We start from the raw sequence: 16,353 nt of genomic DNA, 5'->3' as shown, positions 1-16,353 counted from the left end.
CGGCGGAGGTAGGGGCGGGGGCGGCAGCGGCTGCTGAGGGAGCGGCTGCTGAGAGAACGGCGGACATATGTTCCAGTCTACCGGCGTCCTCGGCACGGACCACCTGCGGGTGAGGCACGCCTCAATACCCGGCGCGGCCCCGGGACCGGAATCCGGAGACCAGGCCCACGAGGAGACCGAGGGCGGCGACCACCCCGCCTCCCACGACGAGGATCAAGGTGTCCGGCATTGCGTAGTCGCGGATGCCGTCCAGCAGCGACGCGGCGCCGACCCGGGCGATGCCCTCCAGGTCTGCGGTCGGCTCCATCCGCCCCAGTGCCCACCGGCTGACTCCTCCCACAGCCAGGACCGTGAGGCCGGCGATGAACAACGGGGTGCCCTTCCGGCGGCGCGGTGCCGCCCACAGCGCCAGCAGGGCCACCACGGCGGCTGTTCCCGCCAGCCAGGGCCAGCGGTACAGGTTGTCCACGATCAGCACGACGGCCTCCGTGGGCACCACCTCCGGGTCCGGGACGGCGAGGTCCACGGACAGCAACGACTCCCCCGTCTCCTCGGTGCCGGCCTCACGCCCGGCGGTCACTCCCTCGCGCAGCATCTCCGCCACCGCCTCGCCACCCGGCACCCCGGAGAAGGCCTCGGCCAGCCGTTCCGCCCCGAGTTCCACGAGCGGTGCGGCCTGCAGGTGCACGGTACCGGACGTCGTCGTGTCCCCTCCGGCGAGGCGGTCGATGCGGCCGACCCAGTCCTGACGGGTCTCCTCCAGCACCGCGGACCAGGCCGCCGGGAAACGGTCGTCCTCGACCAGTCCGCTGGCGGCGCCCTCCACGAGCCCGGAGGCGGCGGATTGGACGAATCCGGGCAGCTGCTCCGGCAACTGGTCCTCGACGAGCGAACTGACCTCCCCGGGCAGCGCCTGCCGCAGCTGTGGGTCCTCGGACATCGGGGCGGCGATCTGCTGCAGGGGCTCCGGCGTGTAGACGAGGGCCTCTGCCCGGGCGCCCACCAGGGACATCGCGGCGAGCAGGCCGGCGAGCGCGGCCAGCAGGATGGACAGTACCGTGCGCATAGTGGCTCCGTTCGCGCGGGCAGCGTGGGTGGACGTGACCTTCGGTGGCGCAGGTCGGGTGTATCCCGTCCTAGCCTAGAGAGAGAATGGCATGAAGACCCTGCCACCGAGGAGACACACTACGCATGGACGACCAGCCGTCACCGGCACCCCTGCCGGCCGCCGCTTCCGGGACCGCGCCGGATGCCCCGTGGCCACTGCGGGTCCTCTCGGAGAACCTCAAGAAGTACTTCGAGCGCGCCCCGGAAGCCTGGATCGAGGGGCAGCTGATCGAGTTCAAGGTGATCCGCGGCAATGCCTGGATGACCCTGCGTGACCTGGACGAGGACTACTCGCTGCCGGTGACTGCCTGGCGGAACGTGGCCTCCACCTTGGAGGGCGCGGTCGAGCGGGGCTCCCGCGTGGTGGCCTGCGTCAAGCCCAGTTTCTACACGAAGACCGGCCGGCTGAACATGATCGCCTCCGCCATGAGGCCGGTCGGCATCGGAGACCTGCTGGCCCGGGTGGAGAAGCTCCGCCGCACCCTGGAGGCCGAGGGCCTGACCTCGGCGGCCCGCAAACGGCCGCTGCCCGTGCTGCCGCACCTGATCGGCCTGGTCACGGGCAAGAACTCGGACGCCCTGAAGGATGTCATGCGCAACGCCCACCTGCGCTGGCCCCAGGCACGCTTCGAGGTCCGTGAGGTGGCCGTGCAGGGGGCGAACGCGCCGCGGGAGGTGATGGCCGCCGTCGCCGACCTGGACGCCCATCCGGAGGTGGACGTGATCATCATCGCGCGCGGTGGGGGCGCACTCGAGGAGGTTGTGCTGCCCTTCTCGGACGAGGCTCTCGTCCGCGCCGTGGCCGCCACGCACACCCCGGTGGTCTCCGCCATCGGGCACGAGGCAGACCGCCCCGTGCTGGACGACGTGGCCGATGTGCGGGCCTCCACCCCCACGGACGCCGCCAAGCGGGTGGTCCCGGATGCCGCGCTCGAGCGCGAGGCGATCTCCGCTGCCCGGCTGCGCCTGGCCTCGGGGGTGGAACGCCTGGTGCTGCAGGAGGCCCAGTCCCTGCAGGCGCTGCGCACCCGGCCCGTGATGGCCCAACCGGAACGCCTGGTGGACGAACGCGCCCAGGACCTGGAGCGGTGGCGGGGACGGGCCCGCACGTCACTCTCCGGCCGGCTGGACCGGGAGCACGACGCCGTCGGGCACCTGCGTGCGAGGGTGCGGTCCCTGTCCCCCCAGAAGACCCTGGACCGCGGCTATGCGGTCGTCCAGCACGAGGGCGGGGTGGTCCGCCACGCTGGGCGGGTCGCCCTCGGGGACCGGCTGGACATCCTGGTGGCCGCCGGCAGGATCGGCGCCACCGTCACGGACACCACCGATCCTGCCGAGCACGCCGAAAACACCACGACCACCGAGGAGACCGCATGAGCAGCCCGATCGAGAACACCGACCCCACCACCCCGGGCCCAGAGGGTGCCGCTGTGGATGGGTTCTCCGCGGCGGACACCTCGGACATCGCCACCCTGAGCTACGAGCAGGCCCGCACCGAACTCGTCGAGACGGTGACCCGGCTGGAGACCGGCGGGGCCGGCCTGGAGGAGTCCCTGGCTCTTTGGGAGCGCGGCGAAGCCCTCGCCGACCGCTGCGAGGAGTGGTTGAACGGGGCCCGGGCGAAGCTCGATGAGGTGCGGGCCAAGACGGCCGACCGCACCGCTTGATCCGCACCGGCCTGATCCGCACCGGCCGCAGCCGGTGCAGTCCAGGCCGGTGCAGACCCGATCAGACGGTCTGGCCGGAGTGCTTTCCTTCGGCGAACTCTTCCACCATCTTGGCGTTGAAGGCGTCCAGATCACCCGGGTTGCGGCTGGTGGTCAGTCCCTGGTCCACCACCACCTGCTCGTCCACCCAGGTGGCGCCGGCATTCTTCAGGTCCTCGGCCAGCGAGTGGTAGCTGGTGAGTTTGCGGCCCTGGACCACACCGGCATTGATGAGGGTCCACGGTGCGTGGCAGATGGCCGCCACCGGCTTGTGCTGGTCGAAGAAGCCGCGGACGAAGCCCTGGACGCTGGCGTCCACGCGGAGTACATCCGCGTTCAGGGTGCCGCCGGGCATGACCAGGCCGTCGAAATCCGAGGCCGAGACGGAACCGGCCGCGTGATCGACGGTGAACGAGTCCCCGTGCTCCCAGTCACCGTTCATGGCGGTGATGGTGCCGGACTCGACCGAGACCAGCCGGGGCTGTCCCCCGGCGGCGATGACGGCGTCCCACGGCGAGGTGAGCTCGACCTGTTCCACACCCCGGGTGGCGAGGAAGGCGATGGACTTTCCCTGGAGTTGCTGAGTAGTCATGCTCCACCCTAAGCACGTTCCCCCCGGGCCGAGGCAAGGTCTGTGACGCTCGTGTTCGCCGAAAGCGAGGCGAATCGCCGACGGGGCCACGATTGACCAGCGGATATCCCAGAGATAATCTCGGCAAAGCTGGATGGGAAAAATATAACCAGCATCACTCATGCACCAGAGTTTCCAGTTGACCAAGCACCCCTGGTCGATGGCGACCAGGAGAGGGACCCCACCGTCATGCCCAACATCCTCAGTCGAGAGGCGATCGTCGCCCCTCGAGAATTCAATCGCTGGCTCATCCCGGCCGCCGCACTGGCGATTCACCTGTGCATCGGCCAGGTCTATGCCTTCAGTGTCTTCAAGATCCCGATGATGGGGCATTTCGAGGCTGGTGATGTGGCGGTCGGTTGGATCTTCTCCGTGGCCATCGCCATGCTCGGCCTGGCCGCCGCCTTCGGCGGCACGTGGGTCGAACGGTCCGGGCCGCGCAAGTCGATGGTCGTGGCCGGCAGCTTCTGGGTGGTCGGCTTCTTTGTCGCCACCGTGGGCATCGCCACGGGTCAGCTCTGGCTCGTCTACCTCGGCTACGGCGTGATCGGCGGCATCGGCCTCGGCATCGGGTACATCTCCCCCGTGTCCACGCTGATGAAGTGGTTCCCGGATCGTCCCGGCCTGGCCACCGGCCTGGCGATCATGGGCTTCGGCGGCGGCGCGCTGATCGCCAGCCCCATGTCCAACAGCCTCATGGTCTTCTACGGCGGGGGCGCCGAGCCGGAGCAGCTCCAGAGCGGTTTGGTGCAGACCTTCCTCACCCTGGCGATCATCTATGCCGTGGTCATCGCCCTGGGTGCGATCGTGATCCGCGTCCCCCACCCCGAGTGGAAGCCGGCGGGCTGGGACCCGTCGACGGCCGCCGCCAAGCCGATGCAGACCACGGCGAACGTGTCCGCCAGCTCATCCATCAAGACCCCGCAGTTCTGGTTGCTGTGGATCGTGCTGTTCTGCAACGTGACCGCCGGCATCGGCATCCTGGAGAACGCCGCCCCCATGATCCAGGGGTACTTCGACTGGATCACCCCGGCCGCTGCCGCCGGCTTCGTGGGCCTGCTGTCCATCGCCAACATGGCCGGCCGCTTCGTGTGGTCCACCACCTCGGACTATTGGGGCCGCAAGAACAACTACATGATGTACCTCGGCATCGGGCTGGCCATGTACCTGATCATCGCCCTGATGGGCGGGGCCAACCTGGTGGTCTTCATCGTCGCCACCATGGTGATCATCTCCTTCTACGGCGGCGGGTTCTCCACGGTCCCCGCGTACCTGAAGGACATGTTCGGTGTCTTCCAGGTCGGGGCCATCCATGGTCGCCTGCTGACCGCCTGGTCCGCGGCGGGGATCGCCGGGCCGTTGATCGTCAACAGCGTGCTGGAGTCCGAGGCCGCCGCCGACAAGACCGGCGCTGACCTGTACACGGTCTCGCTGTACATCATGGTCGGCCTCCTGGCCGTCGGTTTCATCGCCAACCTGCTGGTCCGGCCCGTGGCCGAGAAGCACCACGTTTCCGAGGACCAGATCCGCGAGAAGGAGCAAGCCAAGTGAGTACCAGCAACGAGAACACCCCTAACAGCGCCTCCCGTACCGAGGTGGCGGCCGGCGGCCACTCCCCTGCCATGGACACCGGAGGCGTCTACCGCGCCGTGGCCATCGTCCTCGCCCTGATCGTCGTTGCCGCACTGGCCTACGGCCTGGTCCAGACGGCGATCAAGGCCTCCGCTCTCTTCACCGGCTGAGGCTGAACACCACCGAACGCCAGCGCACACCACAGCGCACCTCAGAAGAAGGATCGGGGGCCGGGCACTGACACCAGTGCCCGGCCCCCGATCCGTCGACCGGCCGCCGTCTCAACGGGCGCTCCGTCTGCCGGCAACCGTGTCAGCCGGCGGCGACTCAGCTAGGCCTCAGCTGGCAGCGAGACGCTCCTGCTCGGCGGTCACGTCGAAATCGGCCGGCGGCCAGTCGAGGCCCATGCTCTCCAGCACCGTGATCATCAGCTCCTGCACGGCGATCCGCGAGTACCACTTGCGGTTGGCCGGGACGATGAACCAGGGGGCGTCCTCGGTGTCCGTCTCGGCGATGGCGGCCCGGTACGCCTCCATGTACTCGCCCCAATACGCGCGTTCGTCCACGTCCGAGGGGCTGTACTTCCAGAACTTGTCCGGGCGCTCCAGGCGTTCGGCCAGGCGCTCCTTCTGCTCGTCCTTGGACAGATGCAGCATCACCTTGATGATGCGGGTGCCACCCGCCACCAGTTCCTGCTCGAACGCACGGATGTCCGCGTAGCGCTGCTCGATCTCCTCCATCGAAACCAGCCCCCGGACCCGGTGGATCAGCACATCTTCGTAGTGGGACCGGTCCCAGACGCCCACATAGCCGTCCTGCGGGACATGCGGGCGGATGCGCCAGAGGAAGTGGTGCTGCCGCTCCTCCTCGGTGGGCGCCTTGAAGGCCGCGTCCTCCACGCCTTGGGGGTCCATGGCACCGATCACGTGCCGCATGATCCCCCCCTTGCCGGCGGTGTCCATCGCCTGGACCACCAGCAGCAGGGAGCGGCCCCGACCGTGCTCGTCCAGCGTGCCGGCCACGCCGTTGGCGTAGAGCAGCTCCTGGAGTTCCGCCAGCCGTTCGGCGCGGGCCTCGAGGGTGGCCTCGCCCTCGGCCTTGCCGCCGAGGTAGCCCGGTTTGGTGTCCGGATCCACGTCCAGCGGGCCCCGGGGCTCCCCGGGTGTCCCCACTGTGGAGCGGGCCCGCAGTGCAGGCCACGGGTCCGCGTGGAATTCCATCACGTGCCGTTTAGCGCTCACGGTAGTCCTCCAGGAAATCGGCGATGCGGCCGATGCCCTCCTCCAGGTCCCGCACGTTCGGCAGGGTGACGAGGCGGAAGTGGTCGGTGTCCGGCCAGTTGAAGGCACGGCCGTGGGAGACGAGGATCTTCTGGGCCCGCAACAGCTCGATGACGAACTTCTCGTCATCCTCGATCCGGTAGACCTCCGGGTCCAGCCGCGGGAACAGGTACAGGGCACCCTGGGCCGGCTGCACGCTCACCCCGGGGATCTCGGAGAGCAGCTTCTGCGCCAGGTTGCGCTGTTCCAGCAGCCGTCCGCCCGGCAAGATGAGGTCGTTGACGGACTGGTAGCCGCCCAGGGCGGTCTGGATGGCGTGCTGGGCCGGGACATTGGCGCACATGCGCATGTTGGCCAGCAGGGTCAGGCCCTCGATGAAGTCCGTGGCCCGGTGTTTGGGACCGGAGATGGCCACCCAGCCGGAGCGGAATCCGGCCACCCGGTAGGCCTTGGACAGCCCCGAGAAGGTCAGCGTCACCACGTCGTCGGACAGTCCGGCCGCGTTGATGTGACGGGCACCGTCGTACAGGATCTTCTCGTAGATCTCATCACTCATCAGCACCAGGTTGTGTCGACGGGCGATGTCCACGATCCCGTTGAGCACCTGGCGGGAGTAGACCGCCCCGGTGGGGTTGTTCGGGTTGATGATGACGATGGCCTTGGTCCGGTCCGTCACCTTGGACTCGATGTCCTCGAGGTCCGGGGACCAGCCCTCCTCCTCGACGCAGCGGTAGTGCACCGCGCTGCCGCCCGAGAGGGTGGTGGCACCGGTCCACAGCGGGTAGTCCGGGGCCGGGATGAGCACCTCGTCGCCGTCGTCCACGAGCGCCTGCAGCACCATCGAGATCAGCTCAGAGACGCCGTTGCCGATGAAGACGTCCTCCACATCGATGCCCATGATCCCGCGCGACTGGTAATACTGGCTGACCGCGGTCCGGGCCGAGTAGATGCCACGGGAGTCGGAATACCCCTGGGCGTGCGGCAGGTGGGAGACCATGTCCTTGAGGATGGCGTCCGGGGCCTCGAAGCCGAACGGCGCCGGATTGCCGATGTTCAGCTTCATGATGCGGTGGCCGGCCGCCTCCATGCGCTGGGCCTCTTCCAGGATCGGTCCGCGCACGTCATAGCGCACGTTGAGGAGCTTCGAAGACTGTTTGATCTGACCGGTCCGTGTCTTTGCCATGGGCTCCATCCTAGAACCGTGGGCCGCCGGATCGCGGGAGTGACCGCGGGATACGGCCGGCGCTGGCGCGCGGTGCTCCCGCGGCTCCCGGCGGAGCGCCGGTCAGAACCAGTTCTCGGGGGTCTCCTCGAGTCCGGCGGCGACGAGCCAGTACTGGGCGGCCTCCTCGCCCGGCAGACGGTCCGGTCCGGTGGAAAGCCGCTGGAGTTCGGTCAGCATCTCCCCGCCAAGTTTCCCGGCGACCTCGTTCACCGCGTCCGATGTCCCCTCGGGCAGGACCTCCGGCTCGGCCACCATGAGCACGCGTCCTTCCGGAAGCACCCGGCCCGCATCTGCCAGGGGTTCGAGCGCGTGATCGGGGATCGCCGGGTTGGTGCCGTACAGCAGCGCGACGTCGGCCCGTCCGGTCACCAGGTCGGCGGCGGCGCCGGCGTCACCCTCCTCGATCCATTCGGCGGGTTCGCAGCCGGCCAGCACCTCCAGCCGTTCGCCGTGGACGGCCGCCGCGGGCGCCGGGACGAACGCCATCCGGTCACAGAGGCCGTTGAGGTCGGTGAGGTCCTCCATCTCGTACAGTCCGGACAGCGCTGAGGTGGTGACGGCCTGCAAGCGCATGGTGCCCGAGGACGCCCCGATCACTTCGGTGTCCTCCGGGAAGTACTCGGCGACCATGGCGGTGGTGCCCTGAGCGTCTGCTGCGGGACGCCCCTCGGGCAGGGGTGTGGGTGAGCCCGTGGCGGTCGGATGGCCGGTCGGCGAGGCTGGCGCCGGGTCCGACGGCGACGCGCCGGGTGTCGCCGTCGCGCTCGCGGCGGCGCTGGGGTCGGCCGCGGACGGGGCACCGGAGACGGACGCCGTGGGTGAGGGGGACGGCGTCGGGACCTCCCCGGCGAGGAGGTCCGGGACGAGGTGCGAGGCCATGGCGAGGGAGTCCACCACGGCGACCTGCTGTTCCCCGGCGGCGCCCCACGGTTCAGCGGACGGCTCCCCCACGGTGGCGGGGATGCCCTTGTTCGCGAGGTGGCGCGCCAGCACCACTGCCAGCAGCTGTTCCTCCGGACGGGAGCCCGTGATGACGGAGACGGGCGTCTGGGTCGGGGACGCTGTGGCCGCGGGGCTGCCCTCAGCCGTCGGGTCGTCATGGCCGGGGGTGGGCGTGCAGCCGGCCAGGAGGCCGGCCGCCAGCGCGGTGGCCGCGATCAGGCCGCCGGCCTTCTGTGCCCTCACCGGCCGACCCCGGCGAGCTCAAGGGCCCGGTGGACGGTCGGCGAGGTGCGGTGACGGTGCAAGTCCCCGAGGGGGATCCAGGCGGCGTCGATGGAGGACCCGTCCACCTCCGGGCGCAGTTCGCCGGAGACGACAGCGGCCCGGTACAGGACCTGGACGGTCAGCAGGGGGCGCCCGGGGTGGGAGATCCGCCGGCCGGCCTCGATGGTGCGGCTGGTGACGCCCAAGAGATCACCCAGTTCAGCCCGGTAGCCGGTCTCCTCCAGGATCTCTCGCACGCAGGCCTCGTGGGGCTGCTCCCCCAGCTCCACCTGGCCCCCGGGCAGCGTCCAGATGTTCTCGGTGGGCCCCGCCCACAGACTCAGCAGCAGTGCACGGTCACGGATGACGACGCCGTAGGCGCCGACCCGGCTGTCGAAATCCATGCTCACCAGTCTAGATGTTGGGGACGGGCGCGTCTGGAATACTGGATGGGTTGCAGAACACATGGAACGACTGGGATCACGAAGGGCTGGGATGACCGAGCACGACGGCGCTGAGCCGACGCCGGAGCTGCCGGAGGACCTCACGGTTCGCCTGAACGCGGTCCTGGCCCGCCGTTCGCTGACGGGAGGACCCCAGGGCGAGCCGGACACGGCCCGCGGCTGGCTGGACGTCTCCTACGAGGCCGCCTACGCCGAGGACCTGGCCCGTGCCTCCCGTGCTGCGGAGACGGGGCTGACAGCCCCCGGCGGCCATGACCCGGTCAACCGCGCCAGCCTGTACCGGGCCCTGGCCTCGGTGGCCGCGCTGACCGGCGACCACGCTGCCGCCACCCGTCACATCGCCGACCGCGCCCGGGTCCTGGCGGAGGCCGGCTACCCGCACCAGGCGCGGATGGAGACCGAGCTCGGCACCATGTTGCTCCGTGAGCCCGAATCGTTCGAGGCCACCGTGCTGGAGGGTGTCCTCGAGGAAGAGAGGACCCGGTCCGCCCACTCCGTCGACACCGTGCTGCCGGACGTGCTGGTGGCCCTGGCGGTCCGGCACGTCGAGGACGGCCGGTTCGATCCCGCCGTCGACTTGCTGGAGGAGTGCCTCGAGATCCTCGACGCCCGGGCGGCCGCCGGCATACCGGTGCCCCCGGAGTCCTTGGCGTCCACGCGGATGTTCCTGGCCCACGTCCACCTGATGGGCCACGAGCCGGAGAGCTCCGCCGAGGTAGCCGACGAGGTTCTCGCCGGTCAGGCCAACCGCGCCGTACGGGCCGCCATGTGGATGCTCAAGGCCGTCGTCGCCCAGGAGCGGGGGGACTCCGCCACGGCCATCCTCGATGCCCTGCGCTCGGTGGAACTGCACGCCGCCGCCGGAGTGCGCAAGGGTGCCGCCTCGGCTGCGGCCCTGCTGGCCGGCCTGGCGGACGACGCCGACGATCAGCAGGCCTCCATCCTCGCCTGGAAGGTGGCCGTGGCCCAGGCTGAGCAGGGGGAGGTCCCGGAGGCCTCGGACCTGACGCTCGCCTTGGGGCACCAGTTGCTGGAGGCCGAGGAGCATGCCCTCGCCGAACGCGTGCTGGCCGGGTTGGTGCGCCGCGAGGAGGCCGCCCGGCGGCTGCCCGGCCTCGCCCGCGCGTTGGTGGACCTGGGCCACGCGGCCCGTCACCAGAACCGGCCGGCAGAGGCCCTGGAGCACTGGGGCCGGGCCGCCACCCTCTTCGAGGAGGCCGGTGCCACCGATGAGGCCGCCCGCATGTACCTCGCCTCCGGCGCCCTGCTGAACCGGCAGGAGAAACCGGAGGAGGCTGCCGAGCGGTTCTCCCGGGCTGTGGAGCTGGCCCGCGAGGACGAAGGTTCCGAGGACAATGATCCCGCGGTCCTCCCCCAGGCCCTGCACGCCCTGGGGCACGTCCTGTGCGAGTTGGGCGAGGAGCGCGGGGTGGCCCTGCTGGACGAGGCCATCGCCCTGGCCCAGGACTCCTCCGCCTCCTGGTACGAGGCCGATTTCACGGACACGCGTGCCCGCGGCCTGTGGGCCCTGCGCAAGGGCGCGGCCGCTGTGTCCTCCGCCCTCACTGCGGCGGACCTGTTCGCCGCCTCGGAGGATTCCATGGCCTCGTCCAACGCCGAGCTGTTCGCCGCCTATGTCCTGCTGGAGCAGGAGCGTGCCGAGGAGGCCGCCTCCCTCTTCCGGATGATCACCGAGCAGGAGGACACTGCCCGGTACCTGAGGATGGCCGCCTGGCTCGGGCTGGCCCAGTCCCTGGACCTGTCCGGGGACGAGGAGGGCGCCACGAAGGCACGCCTCGAGGCCGATGCCGCCGCCAGCACGGAGAGTCCCGACGGCGACGACGAAGTTGGCCAGGCGGGCGCGGCGGACAGCGGCCCGGAGACCGAACCGGACACCGACTGACCCACGCCGGTGGACTGGGCAGGGCTGGGCTGGCCCGACTTCCCGATGACTTTCACACGTTTCTCATGCGGACGGGACAGTTTCTCATCTTGGACTCATGATCACGCGCGATCATGGAGTGCATGAAGAACGCCGGGAAGGGACTCAAGGCCACCGTCATCATGATGGTGGTCGCGGTCATGGCAGCCCTGGGCATCGCCGTGGTCTCCGCTCAGCCGAGGCCGGTCGACCTCGGCGCGATGATCGCCGTGAGTGATGCCCCGTCCGCGAGCGAGCGCAACGCGCCGTCCTCGGCCGGCGTCGCCTCCACTGCGCCCAGCACCGCCTCTCCCTCCGCCTCCCCCTCCTCTTCGCCGTCTGCGTCTTCGTCCGGCGGCTCGTCCGCGCCCGTGTCCGGTGCTGCCGCCGAACCGCCGTCCTCTCGTGTCAAGATCTCATCCAAGCCCGGTCCGACGACCACCGCCCCCGCCCAGGACGGATCCGGTTCCGGGTCCTCTGGTGCCGGGTCCAGTGGATCCGGATCCGGTGGTTCTGGTTCGGGTGGTTCCGGCTCGGACTCACGTCCCGCCGTGCCGGCTCCCCAGCCGGTGCCGAACCCAGCGCCCCAGCAACCCACGTACGACGACGACGATGATGACGATGACGACGACTGGGATGATGATGACGACGACGATGACGACTGGGAAGACGACGATGATGACGACGACTGATCGCCACCGCATTCCCGGAGCGTGGAGATGACCGCTCCCCCGGGAACGCACCCAGAGTCGCCGGCCCGGGAGCAATCCCGGGCCGGCGGCCGTTTGCGGACCCTTCGGGCCCTGGTCACCAACTGGAGTGCGCTGCCCGTGCGCACCCGGGTGGTCGCACTCCTCGTCTTCCTCACCGCCGTGGCCCTACTGCTCTCCGGGGCGACGGCCTACGCGCTGCAGCGCAGCGGCATGGCCCGGCAGGTCGACGACTCCCTGACGCGGTCGGTCCAGGAATTCCGCATCCTGGCGCAGGAGGGCATCGATCCGGCCACCGGTGATCCGTTCTCGGCCTCGGACCAGTTGGTGTTCACGGCCATGCAGCGCACCCTGCCGGCCGAGCACGAGGGCATGCTGGGATTCCAGGACGGCGAGATCAGCTGGACGGCGTCCTCCGCAGTGGAGCTGCGACTCGAGGACGATCCGGAACTGGTGCGGTGGGCCGCGGACCAGCTCGGTTCGGACGGGGTGGCCATCCAGACGATCACCACCGCCCAGACCACCTACCGGGCCGTCGCCGTGCCCATCCACTTCGACAATGACACGGCACCGTCCCTGATGCTCCTCGCCTACGATTTCTCGGCCGAGCTCGGCGACCTGGACGGCACCTTCCTGACCTACGGACTCGTCGGCTTCGGCGTCATGATCGTGGTCGGCGTGGCCGGGTGGCTCCTGGTGGGCCGGCTGCTCCACCCCCTGCGCATCCTGCAGTCCACGGCAGCGGAGATCTCCGGCACGGACCTGCGGCGCCGCGTCCCGGTCTCCGGCCAGGACGACGTGGCCGAGCTGGCCGAGACCTTCAACGAGATGCTGGACCGCCTCCAGGGCGCCTTCTCGTCCCAGCGGCAATTGTTGGATGACGTCGGGCACGAGTTGCGCACCCCGATCACCATCGTCCAGGGGCACCTGGAGTTGCAGGATGCCGAGGACGCGGCCGATGTCCGCGAGGTCCGGGAGATCGCCCTCGACGAACTGGACCGGATGCGGCTGCTCGTGAACGATCTCGTCACCCTGGCGAAGTCCGGCCGGCCGGACTTCGTCGATACCGAACCGACCGACGTCGGGACCCTCACCCGCGATGTGCTGGGCAAGGCGTCCCCGCTGGGACCCCGGATCTGGACCCTGGACCATGCGGCCGACGTGACTGTGTCCCTGGATGCCCAGCGCATCACTCAGGCGTGGCTGCAGCTGGCGTCCAACGCGGTGAAATACTCGGAGGAGGGCTCCAAGGTCTCCCTCGGCTCGCAGGCGCTGTCCGGCACCCTGCGCCTGTGGGTGCGGGATCAGGGCATCGGCATCCGTCCCGAGGATCGGGAGGGCATCTTCGAGCGCTTCGGACGGGGCTCCAACAGCACCCGCGCCGAGGGCTCCGGACTGGGGCTGAACATCGTCACCGCGATAGTCCAGGCCCACGGCGGCAGTGTGGATGTCCAGTCCGCGCCGGGCATCGGATCCACCTTCTACATCGACCTGCCGCTGGACGGCCCTGCGGACGGCTCTCTGGACGGCCTTCTAGACGTCACGGAGGTTGATGGAGCGGACGGCGGCCACATCCGGCAGGTAGGTTCTCCAGTGAGCAAGACCTCCCATCCCAAGGACGGTGCGGCGTGAGCCAAATCCTGATGATCGAAGACGAGCCGCGGATCAGTTCGTTCGTGGCCAAGGGCCTCAAGGCCGAGGGGCTGGCCACCACCGTGGCCGGCACCGGGCGCGAGGGCCTCATCCTGGCCCTGACCGGCGGCTTCGAGCTCGTCATCCTCGACCTTGGCCTGCCGGACATGGACGGCTTCACGGTGTTGGAGAAGATCCGGGCCCAGGACCCGGGTCTGCCGGTCATCATCCTCACGGCGCGGGCCTCCGGTGAGGACACCGTCACGGGGCTGACTTCCGGGGCCGATGACTACATGCCCAAACCGTTCCGCTTCGCCGAGCTGGTGGCCCGCGTGCGGTTGAGGCTGCGCTCCGAGGGCAACTCGTCCTCGGCCCCGGCAGACCCGGTGCTGCGCCATGCCGACCTCGAGCTGGACCCGATCCGGCACGTGGCGGCCATCGGCGGCGTCGAGGTGGACCTGTCCGCCCGCGAGTTCTCCCTGGCCGAGACCTTCCTGCGCCACCCCGGCCAGGCCCTGAGCCGCGAGCAGCTACTGTCCCGGGTGTGGGGCTACGATTTCGATCCGGGCTCCAACGTGGTCGACGTCTACGTGCGCTACCTGCGTAACAAACTCGGCGTCACACGGTTCACCACCGTCCGCGGCGTCGGCTACCGCCTGGTGGACGAGAAGGACTACCAGCCCGCTGACGACTGAGGCGGGTCTCGGGCCTGGAGAGCTGGGAGATCTGAAGGGCTGGAGATCTGAAGGGCTAAAGGTCCAGGAGCGATTCGGCGATGTCCAGCCGCTGCCGGGCTGATCGCTGCCAGTCCCCCCGCCCCGAGTCGCGAGCCCCGGCCACCAGGGACAGCGCCACCGCGGCGGAGCGGCATGCCAGCGCCGCTGGATCGACTCCGGTCTTGAAGTACCCGTGGAAGCGCCGCAGGGCCTCGTCCACGTGGACGTATCGGCGGTCGACGGCCGGCAGCACGGCCAGGTGTCCGAGGAAACACGCCAGGTCGTCCACCCGGTGGCCCGGCCCCGCGCCGTCGATGTCCAGCACGCAGCTGATGCGGTTCTGCTTCACCAGCAGGTTGGCCTCGTAGAAGTCGCCGTGAGTGGGCACCACCGGCCCACGGTCCGTGACGGTCAGTTGCCGCTGCAGGTGGTCCACGAGGGACCGGATCCGCCGGGCCTGGTCCGGCAGGGCGGTGGCGGCGGCGTGCCCGTAGTCGGGCGTGCGGTCAGACCAGGCATCGCGCCGCGGCAGTTCGAGCAGATCGGCGGGCATCCGGTCCAGGATCCCCACGACGTCGGCCGGTTCCACCTGCCGTGCCCCGTTCGCCATGATCGCGTTGGCCAGGACCTCGCCCTCGCCCTGTTCGAGGGCCAGCACATCGGCGACCGGCGGGCCGAGCACCACGGGCACCGGTACGCCGGCCGCCGCCAGCAACGTGTGACGATGGTGAAGTCGGGTGGCCAGCCCGGCGCGCATGACCTTGAGGAAGACGGTGCGCCGCCCAGAAGCGCTGGAAATATCTAAGGTGCCGGAGGCGTCATGATCGCCGGAGGCATCGGAGCTCCCCGGGACGCCCGTCACCACCGCGCGCAGGACGGCTCGACGCAGCGGTCGGTAGCTGATGGTCTGCAGGTCCACCAGCGTCCCGCCGCGGCCCCAGAGAGCAGCCACCGTCGCCGGGTCGGACGCCAGCGCCAGGCCGGTGAGCAACGGGTCATGCGGATGGAACCAGGCCGACCAGGTGGCGTCCCCGTCCTCGCCTGCCGCTAGGACGGAGTCCTCCGGCACGGCTTCTGCGGTCAGCGCGACGAAGAGTTCTTCCGACTCGTCCTCGGTGACGTGGACGCGGAAGACGCCAGTGGCCCCGGCACCGGGACGGTGCTGGAGATCGACGAGTTCGGCGTGATCGAGGTGATAGCCCTGCCCGTCGAGGACCTCTCCGAGGCGGCCTCGGACGGCTGCTGAGGACAGGTACTGTACCTGCCGATGCTCCGCTTCGTCCCGGTGCGCGCCCTTGCGCATCGGTGCCAACCCGGGTCTCAGACGGCCCGGCGGCGTTCCAGGACCTTGTCCAGGTCCAGGGTGCGGTTGGCCGTGGCCTCAACCTTGGCGCGGTACTCCGCGGAGACGCCGGCCTTCAGCTTGACGCCGGGGCTGGCCTGCGGGGTCTCTGGCTTGGCCATAGGAGCCGGCACCACCCGGTGGGCCTCTGCGGCGTCCAGGTAGGTGGGCCGCGGGACGGACGGCAGAGCCGGGGCCCCCTCGTGGGCCCCCGCGTCACGGGACGCCTGTTCGGGGGCGTCCTGCTCGGTGGTCGGCGCGGTGGCCGGCTTCTCGTCCGGGGCCGCACCACGGGCCGAGGTGGAACCGGCGGCCGCATCGAACACGCGGGCCGGGCCGGCGGCGGGCGCGGCCGGCTCGACGGCCGGCAGGACGGGGTTCATGGCGTCATCGAAGGCGCTCTCGATCCGACGGTCCTTGCGCCGCTTGCGGTCCTGGAGGGCCAGGGCACGCAGGGTGGCCAGACCGGCCACGGCGACGGCTGCGGCGATGCCGGACACCAGCAGGGTCCCCGCGCCGAATGCGGCGGCGATGCCGGTTCCGAGGAAGGTGAGGGTCGCCAGCACGGCAACGGCGGCGATGATCGTCCGGTCCCACTTGACGCGGAAGCCGGCGGCGGAGTCCTTCGCCGCGTCCACGGGACGGGCGTTGTTCCGAGGCATGGACGGGGCGGTGCGCTTCATGGTCTTCCTCCGGTGGCTCCTGGGCTGGGGCTCCTTGTTCGCCCTCCGGTAGATGGCTATCAACCACGCCACCACCAGTGCACACAGCACCAGTGATCCGTGCAGGTGAACGTCCGGAAGGTAGCCCAGTGCAAGGCTGAGCGACTCCTCAAGACTAC

The 16,353-nt window shown here is 70.0% G+C and carries 16 protein-coding genes; 8 read left to right on the top strand and 8 right to left on the bottom strand.

Annotated features, from left to right (window positions below):
- Positions 1 to 121 precede the first annotated feature (121 nt).
- Positions 122 to 1,066: a hypothetical protein gene (locus AB0333_RS01775; RefSeq protein WP_366217061.1), complete on the bottom strand. Its 945-nt coding sequence runs from the start codon at positions 1,064 to 1,066 to the stop codon at positions 122 to 124.
- Positions 1,067 to 1,191: 125 nt separating this feature from the next.
- Here AB0333_RS01775 and xseA point away from each other — a divergent pair, with 125 nt between their 5' ends.
- Complete coding sequence (gene xseA / locus AB0333_RS01770) at positions 1,192 to 2,484, top strand: exodeoxyribonuclease VII large subunit (RefSeq protein WP_366217060.1); 1,293 nt, start codon at positions 1,192 to 1,194, stop codon at positions 2,482 to 2,484.
- The gene (locus AB0333_RS01765) at positions 2,481 to 2,774 is read left to right on the top strand and encodes an exodeoxyribonuclease VII small subunit (protein WP_366217059.1); all 294 of its coding nucleotides are present in this window, start codon (positions 2,481 to 2,483) and stop codon (positions 2,772 to 2,774) included. The genes xseA and AB0333_RS01765 overlap by 4 nt, the downstream gene beginning before the upstream one ends.
- Positions 2,775 to 2,835: 61 nt before the next feature.
- Here AB0333_RS01765 and AB0333_RS01760 read toward each other — a convergent pair whose 3' ends face one another.
- Entirely contained in the window at positions 2,836 to 3,405 is a 570-nt protein-coding gene (locus AB0333_RS01760) for a type 1 glutamine amidotransferase domain-containing protein (protein ID WP_366217058.1), read from the bottom strand.
- A 228-nt stretch (positions 3,406 to 3,633) separates the two neighbouring features.
- On the opposite strand from AB0333_RS01760, the gene AB0333_RS01755 reads away from it, so the two are divergent.
- The gene (locus AB0333_RS01755; protein ID WP_366217057.1) at positions 3,634 to 4,995 is read left to right on the top strand and encodes an OFA family MFS transporter; all 1,362 of its coding nucleotides are present in this window, start codon (positions 3,634 to 3,636) and stop codon (positions 4,993 to 4,995) included.
- Complete coding sequence (locus tag AB0333_RS01750; protein ID WP_366217056.1) at positions 4,992 to 5,186, top strand: hypothetical protein; 195 nt, start codon at positions 4,992 to 4,994, stop codon at positions 5,184 to 5,186. Before AB0333_RS01755 ends, AB0333_RS01750 begins: the two co-directional genes overlap by 4 nt.
- A gap of 168 nt (positions 5,187 to 5,354) precedes the next feature.
- Here AB0333_RS01750 and AB0333_RS01745 read toward each other — a convergent pair whose 3' ends face one another.
- From AB0333_RS01745 to AB0333_RS01730, 4 genes are all read right to left on the bottom strand, one after another.
- A complete protein-coding gene (locus AB0333_RS01745; protein ID WP_366217055.1) occupies positions 5,355 to 6,257 on the bottom strand; it encodes a PPK2 family polyphosphate kinase in 903 nt (300 codons plus the stop codon).
- Entirely contained in the window at positions 6,247 to 7,479 is a 1,233-nt protein-coding gene (locus AB0333_RS01740; protein ID WP_366217054.1) for a pyridoxal phosphate-dependent aminotransferase, read from the bottom strand. The genes AB0333_RS01745 and AB0333_RS01740 overlap by 11 nt, the downstream gene beginning before the upstream one ends.
- A 102-nt stretch (positions 7,480 to 7,581) precedes the next feature.
- Positions 7,582 to 8,706, bottom strand: coding sequence for a hypothetical protein (locus AB0333_RS01735; RefSeq protein ID WP_366217053.1), 1,125 nt, complete (start codon positions 8,704 to 8,706; stop codon positions 7,582 to 7,584).
- A complete protein-coding gene (locus AB0333_RS01730; protein ID WP_366217052.1) occupies positions 8,703 to 9,131 on the bottom strand; it encodes an NUDIX domain-containing protein in 429 nt (142 codons plus the stop codon). Before AB0333_RS01730 ends, AB0333_RS01735 begins: the two co-directional genes overlap by 4 nt.
- 91 nt (positions 9,132 to 9,222) lie before the next feature.
- On the opposite strand from AB0333_RS01730, the gene AB0333_RS01725 reads away from it, so the two are divergent.
- The 4 genes from AB0333_RS01725 (at position 9,223) to AB0333_RS01710 (ending at position 14,149) form a co-directional block, all read left to right on the top strand.
- A complete protein-coding gene (locus AB0333_RS01725) occupies positions 9,223 to 11,094 on the top strand; it encodes a tetratricopeptide repeat protein (RefSeq protein WP_366217051.1) in 1,872 nt (623 codons plus the stop codon).
- Between the two features lie 122 nt (positions 11,095 to 11,216).
- A complete protein-coding gene (locus tag AB0333_RS01720; RefSeq protein ID WP_366217050.1) occupies positions 11,217 to 11,804 on the top strand; it encodes a hypothetical protein in 588 nt (195 codons plus the stop codon).
- Positions 11,805 to 11,831: 27 nt separating this feature from the next.
- A complete protein-coding gene (locus tag AB0333_RS01715) occupies positions 11,832 to 13,454 on the top strand; it encodes a HAMP domain-containing sensor histidine kinase (protein WP_366217049.1) in 1,623 nt (540 codons plus the stop codon).
- Positions 13,451 to 14,149, top strand: a complete 699-nt coding sequence (locus AB0333_RS01710) for a response regulator transcription factor (RefSeq protein ID WP_115931735.1) — start codon at positions 13,451 to 13,453, stop codon at positions 14,147 to 14,149. Before AB0333_RS01715 ends, AB0333_RS01710 begins: the two co-directional genes overlap by 4 nt.
- Positions 14,150 to 14,204: 55 nt before the next feature.
- On the opposite strand, the gene AB0333_RS01705 is transcribed toward AB0333_RS01710, so the two are convergent.
- Together AB0333_RS01705 and AB0333_RS01700 are read right to left on the bottom strand one after the other, a co-directional pair.
- The gene (locus AB0333_RS01705) at positions 14,205 to 15,473 is read right to left on the bottom strand and encodes a phosphotransferase (RefSeq protein WP_366217048.1); all 1,269 of its coding nucleotides are present in this window, start codon (positions 15,471 to 15,473) and stop codon (positions 14,205 to 14,207) included.
- A 17-nt stretch (positions 15,474 to 15,490) separates the two neighbouring features.
- Entirely contained in the window at positions 15,491 to 16,195 is a 705-nt protein-coding gene (locus AB0333_RS01700; protein ID WP_366217047.1) for a hypothetical protein, read from the bottom strand.
- Between the last annotated feature and the right edge of the window lie 158 nt (positions 16,196 to 16,353).

This window comes from Citricoccus sp. NPDC079358, assembly GCF_040702545.1.
Taxonomy (GTDB): domain Bacteria; phylum Actinomycetota; class Actinomycetes; order Actinomycetales; family Micrococcaceae; genus Citricoccus.
Note: the sequence above shows the minus strand (reverse complement) of the source record. Positions and strands in the feature narration are given on the sequence as shown.

What these genes read in the sequence shown, in the direction of transcription:
- AB0333_RS01775 (WP_366217061.1), bottom strand. Translation starts at nt 1,066, where the DNA reads ATGCGCACGGTACTGTCCATCCTGCTGGCCGCGCTCGCCGGCCTGCTC.
- xseA (WP_366217060.1), top strand. Translation starts at nt 1,192, where the DNA reads ATGGACGACCAGCCGTCACCGGCACCCCTGCCGGCCGCCGCTTCCGGG.
- AB0333_RS01765 (WP_366217059.1), top strand. Translation starts at nt 2,481, where the DNA reads ATGAGCAGCCCGATCGAGAACACCGACCCCACCACCCCGGGCCCAGAG.
- AB0333_RS01760 (WP_366217058.1), bottom strand. Translation starts at nt 3,405, where the DNA reads ATGACTACTCAGCAACTCCAGGGAAAGTCCATCGCCTTCCTCGCCACC.
- AB0333_RS01755 (WP_366217057.1), top strand. Translation starts at nt 3,634, where the DNA reads ATGCCCAACATCCTCAGTCGAGAGGCGATCGTCGCCCCTCGAGAATTC.
- AB0333_RS01740 (WP_366217054.1), bottom strand. Translation starts at nt 7,479, where the DNA reads ATGGCAAAGACACGGACCGGTCAGATCAAACAGTCTTCGAAGCTCCTC.
- AB0333_RS01730 (WP_366217052.1), bottom strand. Translation starts at nt 9,131, where the DNA reads ATGGATTTCGACAGCCGGGTCGGCGCCTACGGCGTCGTCATCCGTGAC.
- AB0333_RS01725 (WP_366217051.1), top strand. Translation starts at nt 9,223, where the DNA reads ATGACCGAGCACGACGGCGCTGAGCCGACGCCGGAGCTGCCGGAGGAC.
- AB0333_RS01720 (WP_366217050.1), top strand. Translation starts at nt 11,217, where the DNA reads ATGAAGAACGCCGGGAAGGGACTCAAGGCCACCGTCATCATGATGGTG.
- AB0333_RS01715 (WP_366217049.1), top strand. Translation starts at nt 11,832, where the DNA reads ATGACCGCTCCCCCGGGAACGCACCCAGAGTCGCCGGCCCGGGAGCAA.
- AB0333_RS01705 (WP_366217048.1), bottom strand. Translation starts at nt 15,473, where the DNA reads ATGCGCAAGGGCGCGCACCGGGACGAAGCGGAGCATCGGCAGGTACAG.
- AB0333_RS01700 (WP_366217047.1), bottom strand. Translation starts at nt 16,195, where the DNA reads ATGAAGCGCACCGCCCCGTCCATGCCTCGGAACAACGCCCGTCCCGTG.